The following is a 17,955-nucleotide window of genomic DNA, read 5'->3' as shown; positions in this document are numbered from 1 at the left end:
CCCCTTCTCGAAGGTGGGAAGGGGGAACAATATTGCTGGTGGAATAGTTTATTTTCTGGTCGATGATGGTTAGGAATCGAGACATACCTGATATCAGAAAAACCAGAGAATCCCAACAAATAGGTAATATCCTCCTGCTAGGATGAGCGCAGCACTACCTAACCGAATAATCCATTGAGATTGATTTAATAAAAGATGGCTTTGTTTTAGAAGTCCCGTAGACAAACTAGCAAGGAAAATAACTGCACTATAACCTAAAGCATAACTGATCATTGTTATGGTACTAACAAGCTGCGAACCTGTGTTGGCAGCCGCTATCAATACAGAAAATAGTACTGGACTACCACAGGGGGAACTAACTAGGGCAAACGTGAACCCTACACTATAAGGACTATTTAATGGTAGAAAAATATGAGTTTGCGGTAGAGGTAAATGAATTAGCCCTGCAAAACTTAGTCCCATTACTAAAATCACACAACCAACCACAATATTGGTGTATCCACGAAAATCCAAAATCACAGCTGATGCAAAAGATACAAACAATCCAAATAGACTAAATACGGTAGTAACTCCCAAAGTAAATAAAGTTGCTTTCACGAGAGCATCACGACGAGAAATCATTTTGAGAGTGCCAATGTAGCTGAGATTAAGGGGAAGTAGGGATAATATACATGGCGAAATACTGGCAACTAATCCACCCACAAAAGCCAAAAACACCATAACAAACGGGTTAGTGGTATTTTGCTGCTCTAACCATTTCTGATAGGGAGTTTCTACTAAAGAGATAAAGTGTATGACAAATTTGTAAAGGTTCTCATGGTGATTAGTAAGGAGAACCAGCAGAATAGTTCCGCTAAAAAGAGATGCTAAGAAGGGAAATCCTAGCGTGTGCTTGGACATAGATACTTGATTCAAAAGGTTTATCGAGCTTGTGAGCAATAAATCTGATGTTGGTTACTTTATTATTGGTGCGATCGCAGTGAATTTATGCGGATATATAATTTCTATATCCAAAATCTAATCTTTCAATCTGCAAACTCCACTGGACTGTGGAAACCTGCCAAAAATTTTAGAAATAAATCATCATACCACCCTCATATTTGCTGGAATTTACTCCCAATTAGATCAATAGAAACTAACCTAACCCTGTAAGCAGGGGTAATTAGTTTGCCTGGGTAAATATGGAGTAAAAACAAATGAAAACTAAAATCTGGCTTCTATCCCTAGCTGCTACATTGACTTTGTTTACCACAGCAGCAAAAGCACAACAACCAGAAATACCCCATTCCGAATCAAAAATTTCTCTGTCAACCAGCAATTTAGATTTAATTGCTGCTAATACAAAAAGTGCGATCAAAAATACATCGGGTAAAGCAGAAATAGCCTTAGCGCGATATCTCAAAAAAATCAAAGCCAAATTCTATGGTGCTTTCTGGTGTCCCTACTGCGCTAGACAGAAAGAACTATTTGGCAAAGCAGCATTTACAAACATTAAATATATTGAGTGCGATCCTAGAGGTGAAAATCCACGCCCTCGTTTATGCCAACAAGCTAGTGTTAGAAGTTATCCCACTTGGGAAATTAATGGTCGGCTATATACTGGAGTTTATTCTCTAAACGATCTAGCTAACATATCCGGCTATCGAGGACAGCGCAATTTTAAATATTAATTTACTTATTGGAAAATCAACTTACAGCAGAATTCAGAATGGGCTACACTCCGCTGCGCTAACAGAAATAAAACACGCTTTATTCTTGGCTTTGAGACTTAGTAGAGGCGCAGATGTGTCCCTAGTTGTGGACTTCCGCAAATTGAAATCTGCTGTATCTATTTTCCTTGACAGGTGGAATTTATAGGAGTTGTTGTTAAACCCGTTGCGCCATTTGAGGAATTGATAATGGCATAAGTAGGTAAAGAATTCTCACCGACAATTCTATTTAATTCAGCTTCGATACCATTATCCAAATCAATCCATCTCGTCAAAAACATTTCTACATTCTGCGGTTCTTCGGGGCGCGATGGTATTCCTCCACGTCCCCGATTGACAAACCGCACCCGTTTTGAATTGCTCGGTCTTACTTGGCAACCTTCACTAATTTCGACGCTACGCGGTTCACTTGGCAAATTCACTAATCCCTGAGTTGGGTCGATACCAAGTGTGTTAATTTCAATCACGCCATTAAGTTGCGGATTGGTTTGGGAAAAAGCGGTAATATCACTCTGTTGAGTTAGCTGTTCACGGGATTCTAATCCAAAGACTCTTTGAGCATTAATTTCAATGACACCGCCTTTACCTGCAAAAGCGTTTGCAATAATATCGCTGTTTTCCTGGGGAACAGCAACAATAAAACCATTTCTGGCATCAATTTTGATATTCCCACCATTTCCAGGAGCTTCTCCAGTCCCAGCCGTGGTAGATATCAAGCTGTTTTGGCGCATTAACAGCAAGTCCTGCACTTGTAGAATGATATTCCCACCATTAGCTGATTTTGTTTCTGCTGTAATTGCACCTTGATTTTGCAAGTTGATGGTTCCGGCTGATATTTCTATATTTCCAGCTACTCCAGATCCTTGACTGCTGACGGTAATTACACCCTGATCCCTCAGATTTACTTGCTTGGAGAGTATGAATACATTACCACCATTCCCGGTTGCATTCACATCGGTATTAGCGAGTACTCCACTAGCAGCACCTTGATTGGTAAATGTATCCACACCAATTTGCATATTTTTCAGAACGCGATCGCTATAACTCAAATCACTGCCAGTCAGGTTTATACTATCTGAGATATTCAGTGTGATGTTACCTGCATCGCCACTACTACGAGTAGAGGTAAGAATTTGTCCGCCGTTAGTGGTTTCTAAGGTCTGAGCGTTAATAACAATACTACCCCCACTACCTGCATTCGCAGTTAAGGCATTAATCACGCCTCCATCTAGCACCCGTAAAGTGGCTGCATTGACTGTAATTTTTCCTCCCTGACCAATTGAATTGGGTTCGGTATTGCTATAAAGTCCACTAGAATAGCCATCGCCAGCAACGCCAGCGACAGTTACAGTATTAGCCCGATTGATTAAAATATCTCCTGCATCTCCACGGCCGCGAGTGCCGGTAACGATGACAGCACCATTGTTCAAGGATAAAGAATCAGCATTAATTACGACATTACCACCAATTCCCTGACCTGTCTGTTTGACACTGCTGAAAGCACCACTTGATTGAAAAAACCCAAATCCAGGAGTATCGTTAAAGCGACCATCGCCATCGAAGAGAATATCATGAGCATTAATAGTTACATTCCCTGCATTTCCTTTACCAGCAGTGCTAGTTGTTAAAACCCCACCATTGCTTACTTTGACTGTTCCGGCTGTGACATTAACGCTACCAGCATTTCCCGTAGCTACAGAACTGACGCGACTATATGCACCACTACTGAATACAGCGGTCGATACTTGATTAAAATCAGTAGCTTCGCCATCAAATAAGGCTGTATCACGGACAAAAATATTTACGCTTCCAGCATCACCCCGCCCCACCGTACTAGCTTCTAGAATTGCCCCGTTAGTAACAGCAAGGGACTTGGCTATGATATTGAGATTACCGCCTCTACCTGTACCACCCTGGGCGATTGAACTGTAAGCACCAGTATTAATCCCATTCGTCCCGACACCATCAAACAGTACCGTATCGCCAACATTAATATTGACATTGCCGACATCGCCTTGCCCGTAAGTGCCAGCAAAGATTTGAAAACCCCCAGTTACGGTGAGCGATCGCGCTGTTAAATTAACATTACCGCCCTTACCTTTGGCGTTAGCCAGCACCGCATTAGAAATAAAGCTACCAGTACCATTCAAGGTGACTGCCTCTGTAGCATTAATGTCAATATCTCCCGCCTGGCTGTCAATAGCACCTTGAAAAGATGCAATACCTGCCCTAATGGTACTTCCTTGAGCAATATTTAAATTATGAGTGGCGATCGCAATACTACCACGATCGCCACCCCGGACATTGACTAGTGAACCCTTAGTTAGGGAAACATCAGCGCGAACTAAATCAGTAGGAAAGCTCAAGCTACCATTCTGATTTATTGTTACCGTGCCTTTTTGTGCCAATCCCCCTAACTCGACTCGACCCCCTGGCGCTAGGATTGTGGAGTTATCTAAACTGACGTTACCACCCACTAGCGCCAGGGTTTTATCTGGCTGCACAACTAGACGCGCTGACTGTAAACTAATAGCTCCTGGCATATTCTCGAATTCCAAGCCAATGGGAACTTTGATCGTCAACAGGGGTGGGGCTTGTGGATTAGTTGCACTAAATTTTGTACCATCAGCAAAAACCAGACTGCTGGCTGTACTGGCTATAAATGAGCCACTGACATTGAGTTTGGCATTTGCCCCAAAAATAATGCCGTTGGGGTTGATTAAAAATAGGTTAGCTTTTCCCAATACACCCAAGGTTCCTAAAAGCTGTGAAGGATTTCCTCCTGTAACTCGGCTAATAATGTTCTCAATCCCTGTTGGGTTGGCGAAATATGCACTTCTTCCTTCGCCAATATTGAATTCCTGAAAGCTATGAAAGAGATTTATACCGCGAATTACTCCGCCATCGACTCTGTCAACTAGCTGATTTTGTGGTGTGACTGTAGAATGTCCACTCCCAAGGGTATTATCTGGGGTAATTTGGGGGATAGATTCAGCTATTGCCTTGTTCTGAGTGCCAGCAAATATCTGTGACACGGTCACGCCGAACCCGGTAATCAACATGAAAAGACTTAGTACTCTCAATTTTTAGTACCCACAATCAGCAATATACGAACCAAAAAAATCTGGATTTTTGCACTTTCATAATTTAAAGCCACTAGCCAGTAAAAATACTTCCGTAATATTACGCAAACTTCAAGATCGGTAAACCACAAACTTTTAACAACTAACGTCAGAATAGGGGTTTCAGCCCTTATGAATTTAGTTGCAGTTTAAATTCCGATTATTCGGACAGGTTTATTGTTTAAGTTGGTCAACCTTTGTTGGCCCGGTTATACGATATGCACGCCCGTTTTTAATCCGGTAACGAATCATCATTGCAACGTGTCTATCAACTCGGTAAGTTATGGAGACAAGGCTTGAATCCGCTGACCATTTTGCATAGAACGCCGAAGCACCAGTGTCAAGCGTACCTTCGATTTCTTCTAAGGGTCCAATTTTTTTCCCTGTGCGTGCATTTATCAAATAGATATGAAAATTCTCGTAGCCTAATTCGCCTTCTCCATGCGACGCAATTGAATACCGTCCCGAAGGAGAAAGACCGTTATTGACAACTACGTATTCATCCGGTTTGTAATTATAATTCGATGTCGCACGAGCATTACTAGAGAAAGATGTAAGACTCAAAGCCATAACTATAGCTATTTGAATTATTCGTACTTTCATGTAATTAAAATCACCCTTTAAACAGTAAATTTCTTGAGACTATTTTAGAGTTATATTTTTTAATTCTTATATTTGTAAATAAAAATTTAAAATGATGATGCCGCCGAATTTGTACCGACACTTCTGTTGCACGAAATATAAGTCAATAAGGAATAGACGTGTACTGAGTTTTTTTTTAAATCAAATACAAGTCGTAGATTATTACAAATTATGTCGAAACCCCTGATTTATCGTTGAGACGTAGGGGGGATGTGAACGCTTACCCCTGACTGCACGTTCCATAAACTAGCATAAATCCCATTCTTCTCCAACAATTTTTCATGTGTCCCCGACTCAACCAATTCTCCATATTCCATCACATAAATACAATCGGCATTGCGGATAGTGGAAAGACGATGGGCTATGGCTATTGTCGTTCGATTAACAGTAATCCTTTCCAAAGAACGCTGAATAGCAGCTTCAGTTTCATTATCTACCGCTGAAGTGGCTTCATCTAATATCAAAATTGGGGGATTCTTTAAAACAGCCCTAGCGATCGCAATTCTTTGGCGTTGTCCACCAGATAATTTTTGACCCCGTTCTCCGACTATTGTCTCATAACCTTGGGGTAGCCGCAGAATAAAATTATCAGCTTCGGCAATTTTCGCAGCTTCAATTATTTGTTCATCGGTAGCATTAAAAGTACCATAGGCGATATTTTCAGCAATAGTACCATGAAATAAGAATACGTCTTGGCTGACCAAGCCGATACTGCGACGCAAATCACCTAGATTTAATTTTTGGATATTAATATTATCAATAGTAATTGTCCCAGAAGAAATATCATATAATCGCAATAATAATTTAACTAAAGTACTTTTGCCAGAACCCGTAGAACCAACAATCGCGATCGTTTCACCTGCGGGGATATGTAAGGATAGTTTTTTAATTACTGACTCTCTATCTTGATAAGCAAAAGTAACTTCTTTGAAGTCAATTTCACCACGAACTTGCTCAATAGGTAAACATTTGTCTCCCGTAGCAATGTTGATGGGAGTATCTAATAAATTCATCACCCGATTGCTAGAAGCCATTGACCTTTGATATTTGTCAAAGATTTCTCCTAATGTTACTAAAGGCCACAATAATCTCTGTAATAAAACGAGTAAAACACTGTAACTACCAATAGATATTTTTCCAACATGTGTTGCCATACCTCCCCAAAACAATAAAGCTGTGAACCCTGCTAAAACTAGCATTCTGATTAAGGGCACAAATGCAGCAGAAAGTTTAATTGCTTTCGTGTTACTTTTTCTATATGCTTCGCTTTCTCCTGCTAATCTAGCGCTTTCATAATTTTCAGCAGTGAAACTTTTAATTGTGGTAATACCACTAATATTATTTGCTAGTCGTGAGTTGAGAAAGCTTACCCTTTCCCGCACCTCAGCATAACGAGCTTCCAGACGCTTTTGATAAATAAAGGAACCCCAAACAATAAATGGCATTGGTAACATGGCGGCAAAGGTGATGGAGGGGGGTAAAATCAAGAATGCACCACTAGTTAAAATGATCAGTGAGGTGATAATACTGATAATCTCATTGGCTCCATAATTTAAAAAATCTTCTAACTGGTTGATGTCATCATTCAAAATTGACATCAAGCCGCCAGTACTGCTTTCTTCAAAGTAAGCCGAATCTAATTCTTGTACATGATTGTAGGCATCTAAGCGTAAATTATGCTGGATATTTTGGGCTAAATTCCGCCAAAGTCTATTATATGCGTACTCAGAAATCGATTCTAGTATCCAGACAATAATAGTGATCAATGAAAGTAGTAAAAATTGCCAAAATATATCTTTTATACCGAATTTGGCAAATACAGAATTTTGCTGCTCTACGAGAATATCTACCGCAATCCCAATTAACCACGGTGGAGCTAAATCTAAAATCGTATTGATGATAGAAAATGATGTTGCCTGCAAAATTTGTTGGTGATATTGGCTACCATAGTTGAGCAAACGTTGTAAAGGATGGGCTGAATTTCTCTGATTTTTAGATACTCTAGAAGATTTGGATGTGATTGCCACGACTGTTTATTGTTTGTAGTTGGATGATTGATGGGAGCGATATTTCTAGTAGAAATCGAATTAGGAATTTAAGTACATCTGTTTGTTATTTACTACTTTTCCCTTGCGTCCTATCGGTACACACATCGGCGTCTCTACCACTGGGTCAGGAATAATCCGACATTCCAACCCAAAAACCTCCCGAACCATTTCTTGAGTCATCACTAGTTTTGGTTCTCCAGCAGCAAAAATTCGACCATCTTTGACTGCAACTAAGTAATCGGCATAACGGCACGCCTGATTTAAATCATGTAGTACCATCACAATTGTTCGTCCCTGAGTTTGGTTCAACTCATACAACAAATCTAAAATCTCTATCTGGTGCGCCAAATCTAAAAAAGTAGTCGGTTCATCTAAAAGTAAAATATCTGTATCTTGTGCCAACGCCATTGCAATCCAAGCTCTTTGTCGTTGTCCACCAGACAAAGTATCTAATGCTCTATCTGCTAATTCCAATAAATCTGTAATCTCTAGTGCCTGTTGCACGATTTTTTCATCTTTTACCGACCATTGCTGTAACCAATTTTGATAAGGGTAACGTCCTTGTGCTACTAAATCTCGCACTGTTAACCCTTCCGGTGCTACTGGCCCTTGAGGCAAAATACCTAACTGCTGGGCTACTTCTTTGGTGGAAAGATTAAAAATAGATGTGCCATCAAGATATACTGTACCGCCACGGGGTTTAAGCAATCTTGCCAGACCTCGTAACAAAGTTGATTTACCACAACCATTAGCACCAACTAAACCACTAATTTGTCCGGTGGGGATTGACAAATTTAGGTCACGGATAATCGTAGCACCATCGTAAGCTAAAGACAGACTTTTGGTTGAGAGTCCTTTCATAAGTGAAACCATTTTAGATTCTTGAGTTTGGATTTATGAAAACCTGATTTTTGGGTTGATAAAATATTGTTTTTACCAAATTACCAATCCCCAGTCCCTTATTTTTTGCGGTTACGAATTAATAAATAAAGAAAATAAGGAGCACCAACAGCAGCAGTAACTACCCCACAAGGAAGTTCGATAGGTGCAAACAGCGTTCTTCCTAGCAAGTCTGCCATTACAACAATCACTCCCCCCAAGAGTGCGGAAGTAGGAATCAAGCTTTCATGGGTTGCACCTACCAACTGTCGTCCTAAATGGGGTGCGATTAAACCAACAAAACCAATATTTCCAGCGGTGGCTACTCCTGCACCTGCTAAGGCTACACCCACCAGTATGAGTAAACCACGTTGCCATTCCACTTGACTACCTAAACTTTTGGCGACATCATCTCCTAAATTTAAAGCGTTCAAATGCCTTGCTAGTGTCAAAGCCATTGGGACAAAAACAATTAACCAAGATAACAAGGAAAAGACTTGCTCCCAAGTCCGACCATAGACGCTCCCAGCTAACCAAACCAAAGCATTACTAACGTCATAAATGTCCCCAAAGGTAATCATTAAGCTGTTTATGGCACTGGCGATCGCAGACAAGCCAATACCCATTAAAATTAATAAAATCGGAGAACTACCTTGATTCCAAGCCAGTGAGTAAATTAAAACAGCCATCAGTAATGCACCAGCAAAAGCTGATAGAGGCAAAGTATAAATCGGTGCTGATGGAAATAGCACAATTACTGTAACTGCCGCCAGACTTGCTCCAGCGTTGATGCCGATAATACCTGGGTCTGCCAATGGATTGCGTGTCAGTCCTTGAAAGATAGTGCCAGAAATTGCCAGCGCCACTCCGACCAGAAAAGCTACAAGGGTGCGGGGTAGACGCAAATTCTGAATCACGAACAGATGGTCTGGGTTTCCTGTATCTAAACCCAATATAGTTTTCACGATATCTAAAGGCGAGATTGGATATTCACCCCGCCCTACATTCATCACCATCGCTACTGCGATCGCTACTGTCAAACATAACAATACGACTGGTACACGTCGGTCGATGCGGAAAGATATCGCTTGCGAACGAATGACTAGCCAATCAAAACTCATTTTCTCACCTTTGACTTAGCTAGGTAGACAAAAAAAGGAGCGCCAACTATTGCTGTTATTACACCTACAGGTAACTCCTGTGGTTTAAGCAATACACGGGCGGCAATATCTGCGACCAAGAGTAAAATAGCACCCAAAACTGCACAATAAGGTAATATCCAACGATAATCGGCTTTAATGTAAAATCTCACTATATGGGGAACAACTAAACCAATGAAGCCAATTGGCCCTGCAAGAGCGACGGAACTTCCTGCTAATAAAACTACACTGATAGCGGTAATTATTTTAATCCAGGCTGTCTGCTGACCCAAGCCTTTAGCGACATCTTCACCTAAACTCATAGTGGTAATTTGTCTGCCAAGGGCAAAAGCTACTACTAATCCCATACCGACGAAAGGCAGTAGTTGTAAGAATAAATTAAAATCTCGACCAGATAATGAACCAGCTAACCAAAATCTAACTTCCTCGAGTGTTTGTTGACTAACAATCAGGATACCGATGGTGAAGGAAGACATCAGAGCAGTTAACGCCGCTCCTGCTACCGTCAGATTCAGTGGGGTAGCTCCTCCCCGTCCCAGAGAACCAAGGATGTAAACTAGCACTGCTGTTACTCCCGCACCTAGAAAGGCCACAAGGGCGTAAATACTTAAGGATGAACTGCCAAAAACAAAAGTTGCGACAACGACAAAGAGGGCGGCTCCCGACTCAACACCTAAAATACCTGGATCTGCTAAGGGGTTTCGCGTCAAACCCTGCATCAATGCTCCCGATACAGCAAGGGCTGAACCAACAAGGATCGCAATTAGCGATCGCGGTAATCTCACGGTTTGAATGATTAGGTGATCGTAGGAACCATCAAAGGCTATAAAAGATGTCAAAATCTTGCCTATAGGTATTTCTACTGCACCTAGCATCACACTGTACACCAAGCAAATTAACAGCATACACAGTCCCAACACCAGACCAAATAAGGCTGACATTTGTGGCTTTTTCAATCCTCTAGGTGACACTGTAGTGGCTTCTATCATTATCTTGCCGTCACTTTAATTAGCACTCTCAATATTTAAGAGCTTTTTAATCATTAGAGTTGATAATCTTTATTGATAAATATATAGATTACACGATCGTGTAGCCTTTCCCCCATTTTTTAAAAGGAATAAAGGATACACTTATAACTTTGACATAATTTCTCAACAAAGTGGTATTGTTAGATCAACTTAAATCTGACTTGAAAGTAGGGAGCAGGAGAGACAAGAGGACAAGGGGGGAATGGCACTAAGTTAAGCTGAAGGGTATGCAGCGTAAAGATTGCAGAGGAGCAGGGGGGCAGGGGCGCAGAGGGGAATTTCTAAATATCCGAACGCAATGCTTAAAACTTCTTCTTTCTCCCCTGCTCCTTTGCACAAGAGCACCCCTGCTGCCTCAACGATTTTCCCTTTTCTTAGTGCCATTCTCCCCAATCCCCAAGCGTTACATCTATAGATGGTGGTGTTAATGAGGATTGATATTTTACTCAAAGTTTACAAGAGAAAATCAATACGCTTTTTACCCTTAATACTCAGTTTGATACTGGTTTTGTTTGTCGGTAGCCGCACTATAGCTGTACCAACAAAAGCCACAGAGATACTATGGGACACTTATGGCGTGCCGCATATTTACGGCAAAGATGACCAGAGTGCATTTTATGCCTTTGGTTGGGCACAAATGCAAAGTCATGGAGATTTGCTTTTGCGTCTTTATGGTCAAGCACGGGGACGCGCAGCTGAATATTGGGGAGAGAAATACCTGGAGTCAGATCGTTGGGTACAGACTGTGGGAGTCCCAGAACGCGCTCGTTCTTGGTACAAGGCACAGAGTCCAACTTTTCGTAGTTATCTTGATGCTTTTGCTACTGGAATTAATGCCTATGCAAAACAAAATCCTAACTTGATTGATGATGAAGTTGAGGTGGTGCTACCAGTCAAGGCAGAAGATGTCATGGCTCACTTACATCGGGTACTCAATTTCACCTTTGTGGTCAATTCTGAGGAAGTATTAGACCTGAGCAAAAAAAAGTTGCAAGCAGGATCTAATGGTTGGGCGATCGCACCAAGTCATTCTACCAATGGGAACGCCATGTTGCTAGCCAACCCACATCTACCTTGGTCAGATTTATTTTTGTGGTACGAAGCCCAAATCACCGCACCAGGAATTGATGCTTATGGAGCAACACTTGTAGGTATTCCCGTATTAGCGATCGCATTTAACAACAACTTAGGTTGGACTCACACCGTTAACACTTATGATGGTTGGGATGTTTATGAACTCACACTAGCAGCTAATGGATACCGCTTTGACGACAAAGTTCATAACTTCCTTTCCAAAACTCTTTTCCTAAAGGTGAAGCAGAAAGATGGTTCCTTGCAAGAACAACCATTAGTAGTAAAAAGTTCTGTCCACGGACCTGTGGTAGCCGAGAAGAATGGTAAAGCCGTGGCGCTAAGAGTTGCAGGTCTTGACCGACCAGGTGTAGCCCAGCAGTGGTGGGATATGGCACGAGCAAAAAACCTTACCCAGTTTGAAACCGCACTCCGGCGTCTACAACTATCGATGTTTACGGTGATGTATGCAGATAAAGAAGGGCATATTATGCACCTATTCAACGGTCAAGTTCCAGTACGCTCCTTTGGTGATTTTAAATACTGGCAAGGCATAATCCCCGGAAATACATCTAAAACCTTGTGGACAAAAATTCATCCTTACCGAGATTTACCACGCATCGTTGACCCTAAAAGCGGCTGGTTACAAAATACAAATGACCCACCTTGGACAACGACATTTCCAGCCGCCATTAAAGCAGATGATTACCCGCCTTACATGGCACCCCGTTTTATGGATTTTCGCTCCCAACGTTCTGTAAGGATGTTGGCTGAGGATGACAAAATCTCTTTTGATCAAATGGTTGCAGATAAGCACTCTACCCGTATGGAACTGGCCGATCGGATTTTGGATGATTTAATTCCGGCTGCCCGCAAATATGGTCAGGACTTAGGGCAAAAAGCAGCTAATGTCTTAGAAGCGTGGGATCGACAAGCTAATGCAGATAGTCGTGGGGCCGTACTCTTTGCCTTTTGGGTACAACAGATGGACTTAGATAAGACCTTTAGTAAACCCTGGAATGAAAATTCTCCACGCACCACACCCAATGGTTTAGCTAACCCTGAAAGTGCAGTTGCAACTCTGCAAGTAGTAGCAGCACAGGTAAAAAAGACTTATGGGGCGCTTGATGTCCCGTGGGGCAAGGTTTTTCGGCTACGATTGGGTGATATGGATGTATCTGCTAATGGTGGGGATGGCAGCCTGGGAATTTTTCGTGCGCTCTATTTTGCTCCTGAAGCAAACGATCAGTTCCAAGCCGTTGCAGGTGATTCCTATGTGGCTGCGATTGAATTTTCCAACCCTGTACGGGCAATGGCACTTACCAGCTATGGTAATGCAAGTCAACCCGGATCGCCCCACATTAGCGACCAGTTACAGATGTTCGCTAACAAAAAGTTGCGTCCTGTGTGGCGCGATCGCTCAGATATTCTTGCTCATCTAGAAGCACGTAAAATATTCTGAGGTCAATAGTCTGCTTTTAGTGCTGGCGATCGCCCAAAAACTTCTAAGTTTCTGAAGATGTCTATCGCAGACATCCCATCAGGATACTTGCTTTTGACAAGCGATCGCAGTGCAGCGAGTAATTTAATAGACATCTGTGAAAATGAATGTAGAGACGTAGCACTGCTACGTCTCTACAAGGATTCTGGATAACGCATATTTAATTTCTGGAGATGTCTAATCTAACATGAGTCTAAATAACACTACTAATTTTGACTAACAAGCCAGGAGGCAAAATGGAGAACAACACCATAACGTGGTGGATATATGCATTACTTTCGGCTGGCTTTGCAGCATTAACAACTATCTTTGCCAAAATTGGAGTAGAAAATGTGAACTCTAATTTAGCAACAGCAATCCGAACTGTTGTCATCTTAGTAATTGCTTGGGGAATTGTATTTTTTCAAGGAAATGTAGTTAATATCTTAGCTATTTCCCAAAGAACGATGATTTTTTTATTATTATCTGGAGTATCTACAGGATTATCATGGATTTTTTACTTCCAAGCTTTACAAACAGGCAAAGCTTCCCTGGTTGCACCAATTGATAAATCAAGCTTGGTATTAGTTTTATTGTTTTCGGTTATTTTTCTAGGAGAACCATTAAACTTGAAAATGATATTAGGAACCAGTTTAGTAGTTATGGGTACTTTAGTTTTAATCCTTTAACTAAAACTAGAAGGGGAGCCAATACTGCTCGGTTTTTGCATTTTTAACTCGGAATTGGGTTTGAGGAAAAGGTTAAAGGTTTTTTCTTTCCCCTTTCTCCTTCACCTTTTCCCCAAAACCCAACAAGTATTAGAAGGGGAGCAATGCGATTTGGTGAGGTGCTAAAACCTGGGACGGTCGATCAGGTATCTAAATAAGTCATCAATTATTGTATTGATTGCAAAGATATCGCCTTCATGCCAGCGCAGCCCGTCAACGAAATAAACTTGATTTCGTTGAACCGCTTTAAGTTGTCGCCATAAAGGTTTTTGTTGAAGCTTTTCTAAAGTCTCCTTAGCACCCTTGCTTCCCCAAGATAAAAAGAAGAGAACATCACCGTCAATATCAGACAGACGCTCTTCAGAAATATTTTCTATATAGAAAAAATTCCCCCTTTGTGACAATGGGCGTTCTAGTCCAATATCATTGAGGACTCTGCCAACAGGACTTTTTTCGCCATAAGACCAAATTCCAGATAATGCCTTTGTCGAGGCAACTGAAATCTGCATTTGGTGACGACGGCTACCCAAGGCTTGTTTAAGTTTTTCAATCCGCTGCCAATATTCCTTAATTAATTGATTGACAGCTTCTTCTTTATTTAAAACCTTGCCAAGGTCTACCAAATCTTGATCCCAACGACGAGTGAGTAAATCGGGATGCCCTATGATGACCGTAGGCGCAATCGTAGATATCTGCTTGTAATAAACATTCAAAATATAAGGATGAGCCAAAATTAGGTCGGGTTTCAGGAGCAAAATCTTTTCGAGGTTTGGTTCATTTACGCTTCCAATCAAATCAACTCCATCTACTTTGTCTCGAAGATATTCTGGAAAAGGCTCACTAGAATCATATCCCGTTGCAATTGGTTTAATCCCCAATGCTAGTGTATCAGCCAAAAAACTTGACCATATCGTTATGACTCGTTGAGGCTGGAGAGGGATACAAGTCTTTCCCATCAAATGCTCTACCTTTCGACAGTTTTGCATTGGCTGTTTCCAGCTTGTAGCACTATAATTCGGATTCTTGCTACAAGCCGAAATAAGTGCAAACATCAAAACTCCTAATAATAGTAGATAGATGAAACGACGTAAAAGCATTGAGAATCAGTACCAATAGGATAATTGCAACACGTTGTCCAGCCGATTACCAACACAACAGTGAGTTAAAGCTCCCAACGAATAGAGCCGATGATTGTCAAGGGCGCACCTCTTTCAAGACCTAAAGTGTAACCGTAGGTAGAACTAAAATAGTCCGTATCAAATAGATTACGAATATTGATCGCAGCATTTAAACGATCCCTACGATAGTAAATCGCCGCATCAGTACGCAAGTAATCGGGTAGTTGAAACGTGTTATCCGCATCTCCTGCCCGCGTGCCCACATAAAAAAGCCCCAGACCAAATCCCAAACCCTTCAGATTGCCCTTTTGGATTTCATATGTTGTCCAGAGGCTAGCTTGATTCTCTGGTACACCCAGCAATTTGTTGCCTACAGCAATGGCATTATCCTCGGTAACTTCTGCATCAGTATAGGCATAAGAAGCAATCACCTTCCACCCTGGTAGAATCTCACCCGCAATATCTAACTCAATCCCTCGACTCCTTTGCTCCCCCACTTGAATCGAGAAATCACGGTTATTTGGATCGGGAGTTGTAACATTCGTCTTGGTGATTTGATAGGCTGCCAATGTTGTTGAAAGCTTTCCGTCTAGAAAGTCAGCTTTAATACCTGCTTCATATTGGGTTCCTGCGGTTGGCTTAAACGCTCTACCATCAGGATTGAATCCAGAAGTAGGGAGAAAAGATTGACTATAGCTGGTGTAGAGAGAAACAGATTTGCTCGGCTGATACACCAATCCAACTCGGGGGCTGAAAGCACTATCATTCTGTTCGGGAGAATCAATTCCACTATTTGTCACATTCTGTGAAACCCAATCTAAGCGCCCGCCAACCAATAGCTTCAGATTATCCAAAACACTGATTTGATCTTGAAGGTAAGCACCGTAAGATTGGGTAGATGAATCGAAACTATAATTTGGAATATATACGGGGTTTGAAATATTGTAATTTGGGTTGAAGAGATCTAGATTAGGAAGAGCAGGATCGGCAATCAAATCCTCAAAAGTCTGAACATTGCGATTAAAATCAAAACCTACTAAAAGTTGGTGCGAAATCGATCCCGTCTTAAACTTTCCAAGCAAGTCGATCTGTCCAAAATAGTTATCTATTGTGTATTCACGTTTTTCAGTGTCAATACCTACTAGTAAACGATCGTTGACTATATCTGATCCTGAGGCAAATCCGTCTCTAGTGTTAGTAGCAGCCACCGCAAAATTGTTACGAATCTGCCAGTTGTCGCTAAATTTATGATTCAGTGTGTAGCCAAATTTTTGAGTCGTGGCATCAATAAAGGTTAAATTAGGATAGCCGAGAAAGAGATTCGCAGGCAGCAAGCTACCATTGCTGAAAAACCAACTGCCAGACTGATTCGGATATCCATTATAGTTAGTGTATTCATAGTATAGATTCAGGTCTGTCCTATCCCCCAATTTCAAAGTGATTGAGGGTGCGATCGTGGTTATATTTGTGTGGACGAAATCTTGAAATCCGCTCGAATCTTGATAGCTCGCAATCAAGCGATAGAGTACAGTTTTATCAGTATTTAATGGCCCTGAAAAATCGATGCTGGGTTGATAATATCCAAAATTTCCTGCCTCAAATCCAAGACTGTAGTAGGGTTCACTCAAAGGTTTTTTGGTAATAACGTTGACGATTCCACCCGGTTCTACAGCGCCAAATAGAACTGAGGCGGGGCCTTTGAGAACTTCTACTTGTTCGATTGTCCCAATGCCTGTCAGCGAAAAGCTATCATTTGTATCTCGATACCCATTGCGGAAATCTCCGTTCTGCACAAATCCTCTAATAACTCTGCCTCCTGAAGGCGCACCGAAGTTGGTTCCGCCATCAACAACGCCACTGACCGTTTCCACTGCCTCATTTACACTTCTTACCTTGCGATCTTCCAGCACTTGTCGCGGCACCACCTGAATCGATTGGGGAATATCGCGCAGTGGTGTGTCGGTTTTAGTAGCAGTTGACGTTTCTGGTACGTTATATCTATCTTGCTCCCCCGTCACCAACAACTCAATCGGCTCATTCTGCTGTGCTGTTGGTTGTTGCTGCGGTGTCTCGCTTGCTGGCTTTTGTTGATCTTGTGGTGTTTGGGGTTGCTGCGGTGGAGAAGTCGCCGTTACTACAGAATTTATACCAAACACCAGCCCGGCATTATCATCAAATAACTCAACTTTGGGTAAAGTTTTCTCACCCACCACCGTCACTCGGACAGTATTCGCATCGATATTTGTAACTGTTATCTCAGTAATTTCTGCAAGGGGTTTTTCTGAACGAAATATAAAAGCTTCTCCCGATGGTAAACGCAACTGTGCGCCAGGTATATCTGCAATAAAATTATTACCTGTACTGCGATTTTTAACTTGCAGTTGTTCCCCACGAGTCGTCTCTAAAATCAACTCCACACCTTTGTTTGTGGGATTGGCTTTAACTCCCATGATTGGTACAACTTGATCCCCACTTCTTGGTTCTGGATTTGGAGGGTTGGTTGGTGTTGGTATCTGCACTAGCATTTGAGCGCTAGTTGCGGGAAGTTCAATTTCGCTGAGTTGGGAAATGTTTTTACTTGCTTTACCAGATAATGTTTGCGGTGAAGTAGATTTCCCTATCACTTGGTTAAAAGATTCGCCTTGAACATCTTCTCGTACTTCCTCGCCTTTACCAGGAGCGCTGATAAAAAGAACAACCGTACCTGTCAGCAGCAGGCTTTGAAACAATTTATCTAACTTCATTTATCCGCTTACACTCAATCACACTACTTGGTTGTACCTGAAGATACAATGACAATCTCTGAAAAAAATTGTCATTTAAGTTGAAATTATTTGAATCATATTATGAAGCGATGCAAGACACAAGACAACTAATAGTTTTTTTCATTTAGCTTATAGATACTAAACAATAAATTCTTTTGAAACAGCTTATTTGCTTGACATACAATCAGAGATTGTATTGCTAGCT

Annotated in this window: 13 protein-coding genes; 3 read left to right on the top strand and 10 right to left on the bottom strand. The window is 41.5% G+C overall.

The features are described from left to right. Positions 1-93 precede the first annotated feature (93 nt). Positions 94-900 (bottom strand): cytochrome c biogenesis protein CcdA, encoded by an 807-nt coding sequence (locus tag V7K67_RS11910; RefSeq protein ID WP_335166677.1) that lies wholly within the window; start codon positions 898-900, stop codon positions 94-96. A 296-nt stretch (positions 901-1,196) separates the two neighbouring features. Here V7K67_RS11910 and V7K67_RS11905 point away from each other — a divergent pair, with 296 nt between their 5' ends. Further along, positions 1,197-1,670 carry a glutaredoxin family protein gene (locus V7K67_RS11905; RefSeq protein ID WP_334709089.1) on the top strand — a complete coding sequence of 158 codons (474 nt, stop codon included), beginning with the start codon at positions 1,197-1,199 and terminating at the stop codon, positions 1,668-1,670. A gap of 158 nt (positions 1,671-1,828) precedes the next feature. Here V7K67_RS11905 and V7K67_RS11900 read toward each other — a convergent pair whose 3' ends face one another. The 6 genes from V7K67_RS11900 to V7K67_RS11875 all read right to left on the bottom strand — a co-directional run bounded on the left by V7K67_RS11900 (position 1,829) and on the right by V7K67_RS11875 (position 10,549). Further along, entirely contained in the window at positions 1,829-4,771 is a 2,943-nt protein-coding gene (locus tag V7K67_RS11900; RefSeq protein WP_335166675.1) for an S-layer family protein, read from the bottom strand. Between the two features lie 234 nt (positions 4,772-5,005). Further along, positions 5,006-5,434: a hypothetical protein gene (locus V7K67_RS11895; protein ID WP_334730534.1), complete on the bottom strand. Its 429-nt coding sequence runs from the start codon at positions 5,432-5,434 to the stop codon at positions 5,006-5,008. Between the two features lie 227 nt (positions 5,435-5,661). Continuing rightward, positions 5,662-7,500, bottom strand: coding sequence for an ABC transporter ATP-binding protein (locus V7K67_RS11890; protein ID WP_335166673.1), 1,839 nt, complete (start codon positions 7,498-7,500; stop codon positions 5,662-5,664). Between the two features lie 60 nt (positions 7,501-7,560). Continuing rightward, positions 7,561-8,382 (bottom strand): ABC transporter ATP-binding protein, encoded by an 822-nt coding sequence (locus V7K67_RS11885; RefSeq protein ID WP_334709085.1) that lies wholly within the window; start codon positions 8,380-8,382, stop codon positions 7,561-7,563. Between the two features lie 98 nt (positions 8,383-8,480). After that, on the bottom strand, positions 8,481-9,521 hold the full coding sequence (locus V7K67_RS11880; RefSeq protein WP_334709084.1) for a FecCD family ABC transporter permease: 1,041 nt from the start codon (positions 9,519-9,521) through the stop codon (positions 8,481-8,483). Further along, on the bottom strand, positions 9,518-10,549 hold the full coding sequence (locus tag V7K67_RS11875; RefSeq protein WP_334730532.1) for a FecCD family ABC transporter permease: 1,032 nt from the start codon (positions 10,547-10,549) through the stop codon (positions 9,518-9,520). Before V7K67_RS11875 ends, V7K67_RS11880 begins: the two co-directional genes overlap by 4 nt. Positions 10,550-11,015: 466 nt before the next feature. Between V7K67_RS11875 and V7K67_RS11870 the strand changes: the two genes are divergently transcribed. Further along, positions 11,016-13,121, top strand: a complete 2,106-nt coding sequence (locus tag V7K67_RS11870) for an acylase (protein WP_334730531.1) — start codon at positions 11,016-11,018, stop codon at positions 13,119-13,121. A 2-nt stretch (positions 13,122-13,123) separates the two neighbouring features. Here V7K67_RS11870 and V7K67_RS11865 read toward each other — a convergent pair whose 3' ends face one another. Next, on the bottom strand, positions 13,124-13,255 hold the full coding sequence (locus V7K67_RS11865; RefSeq protein ID WP_334730530.1) for a hypothetical protein: 132 nt from the start codon (positions 13,253-13,255) through the stop codon (positions 13,124-13,126). A 141-nt stretch (positions 13,256-13,396) separates the two neighbouring features. Here V7K67_RS11865 and V7K67_RS11860 point away from each other — a divergent pair, with 141 nt between their 5' ends. Next, positions 13,397-13,828, top strand: a complete 432-nt coding sequence (locus V7K67_RS11860) for an EamA family transporter (protein WP_335166670.1) — start codon at positions 13,397-13,399, stop codon at positions 13,826-13,828. A gap of 161 nt (positions 13,829-13,989) precedes the next feature. Here the strand turns inward: V7K67_RS11860 and V7K67_RS11855 are convergent, their stop codons facing one another. After that, positions 13,990-14,853 (bottom strand): iron-siderophore ABC transporter substrate-binding protein, encoded by an 864-nt coding sequence (locus tag V7K67_RS11855; RefSeq protein ID WP_335166669.1) that lies wholly within the window; start codon positions 14,851-14,853, stop codon positions 13,990-13,992. A gap of 176 nt (positions 14,854-15,029) precedes the next feature. Further along, positions 15,030-17,729 (bottom strand): TonB-dependent siderophore receptor, encoded by a 2,700-nt coding sequence (locus V7K67_RS11850; protein ID WP_335166667.1) that lies wholly within the window; start codon positions 17,727-17,729, stop codon positions 15,030-15,032. Positions 17,730-17,955: the final 226 nt, after the last annotated feature.

The organism is Nostoc sp., from assembly GCF_036917155.1.
Taxonomy (GTDB): domain Bacteria; phylum Cyanobacteriota; class Cyanobacteriia; order Cyanobacteriales; family Nostocaceae; genus Nostoc.
This window is presented reverse-complemented; position numbering and strand designations above follow the sequence as displayed.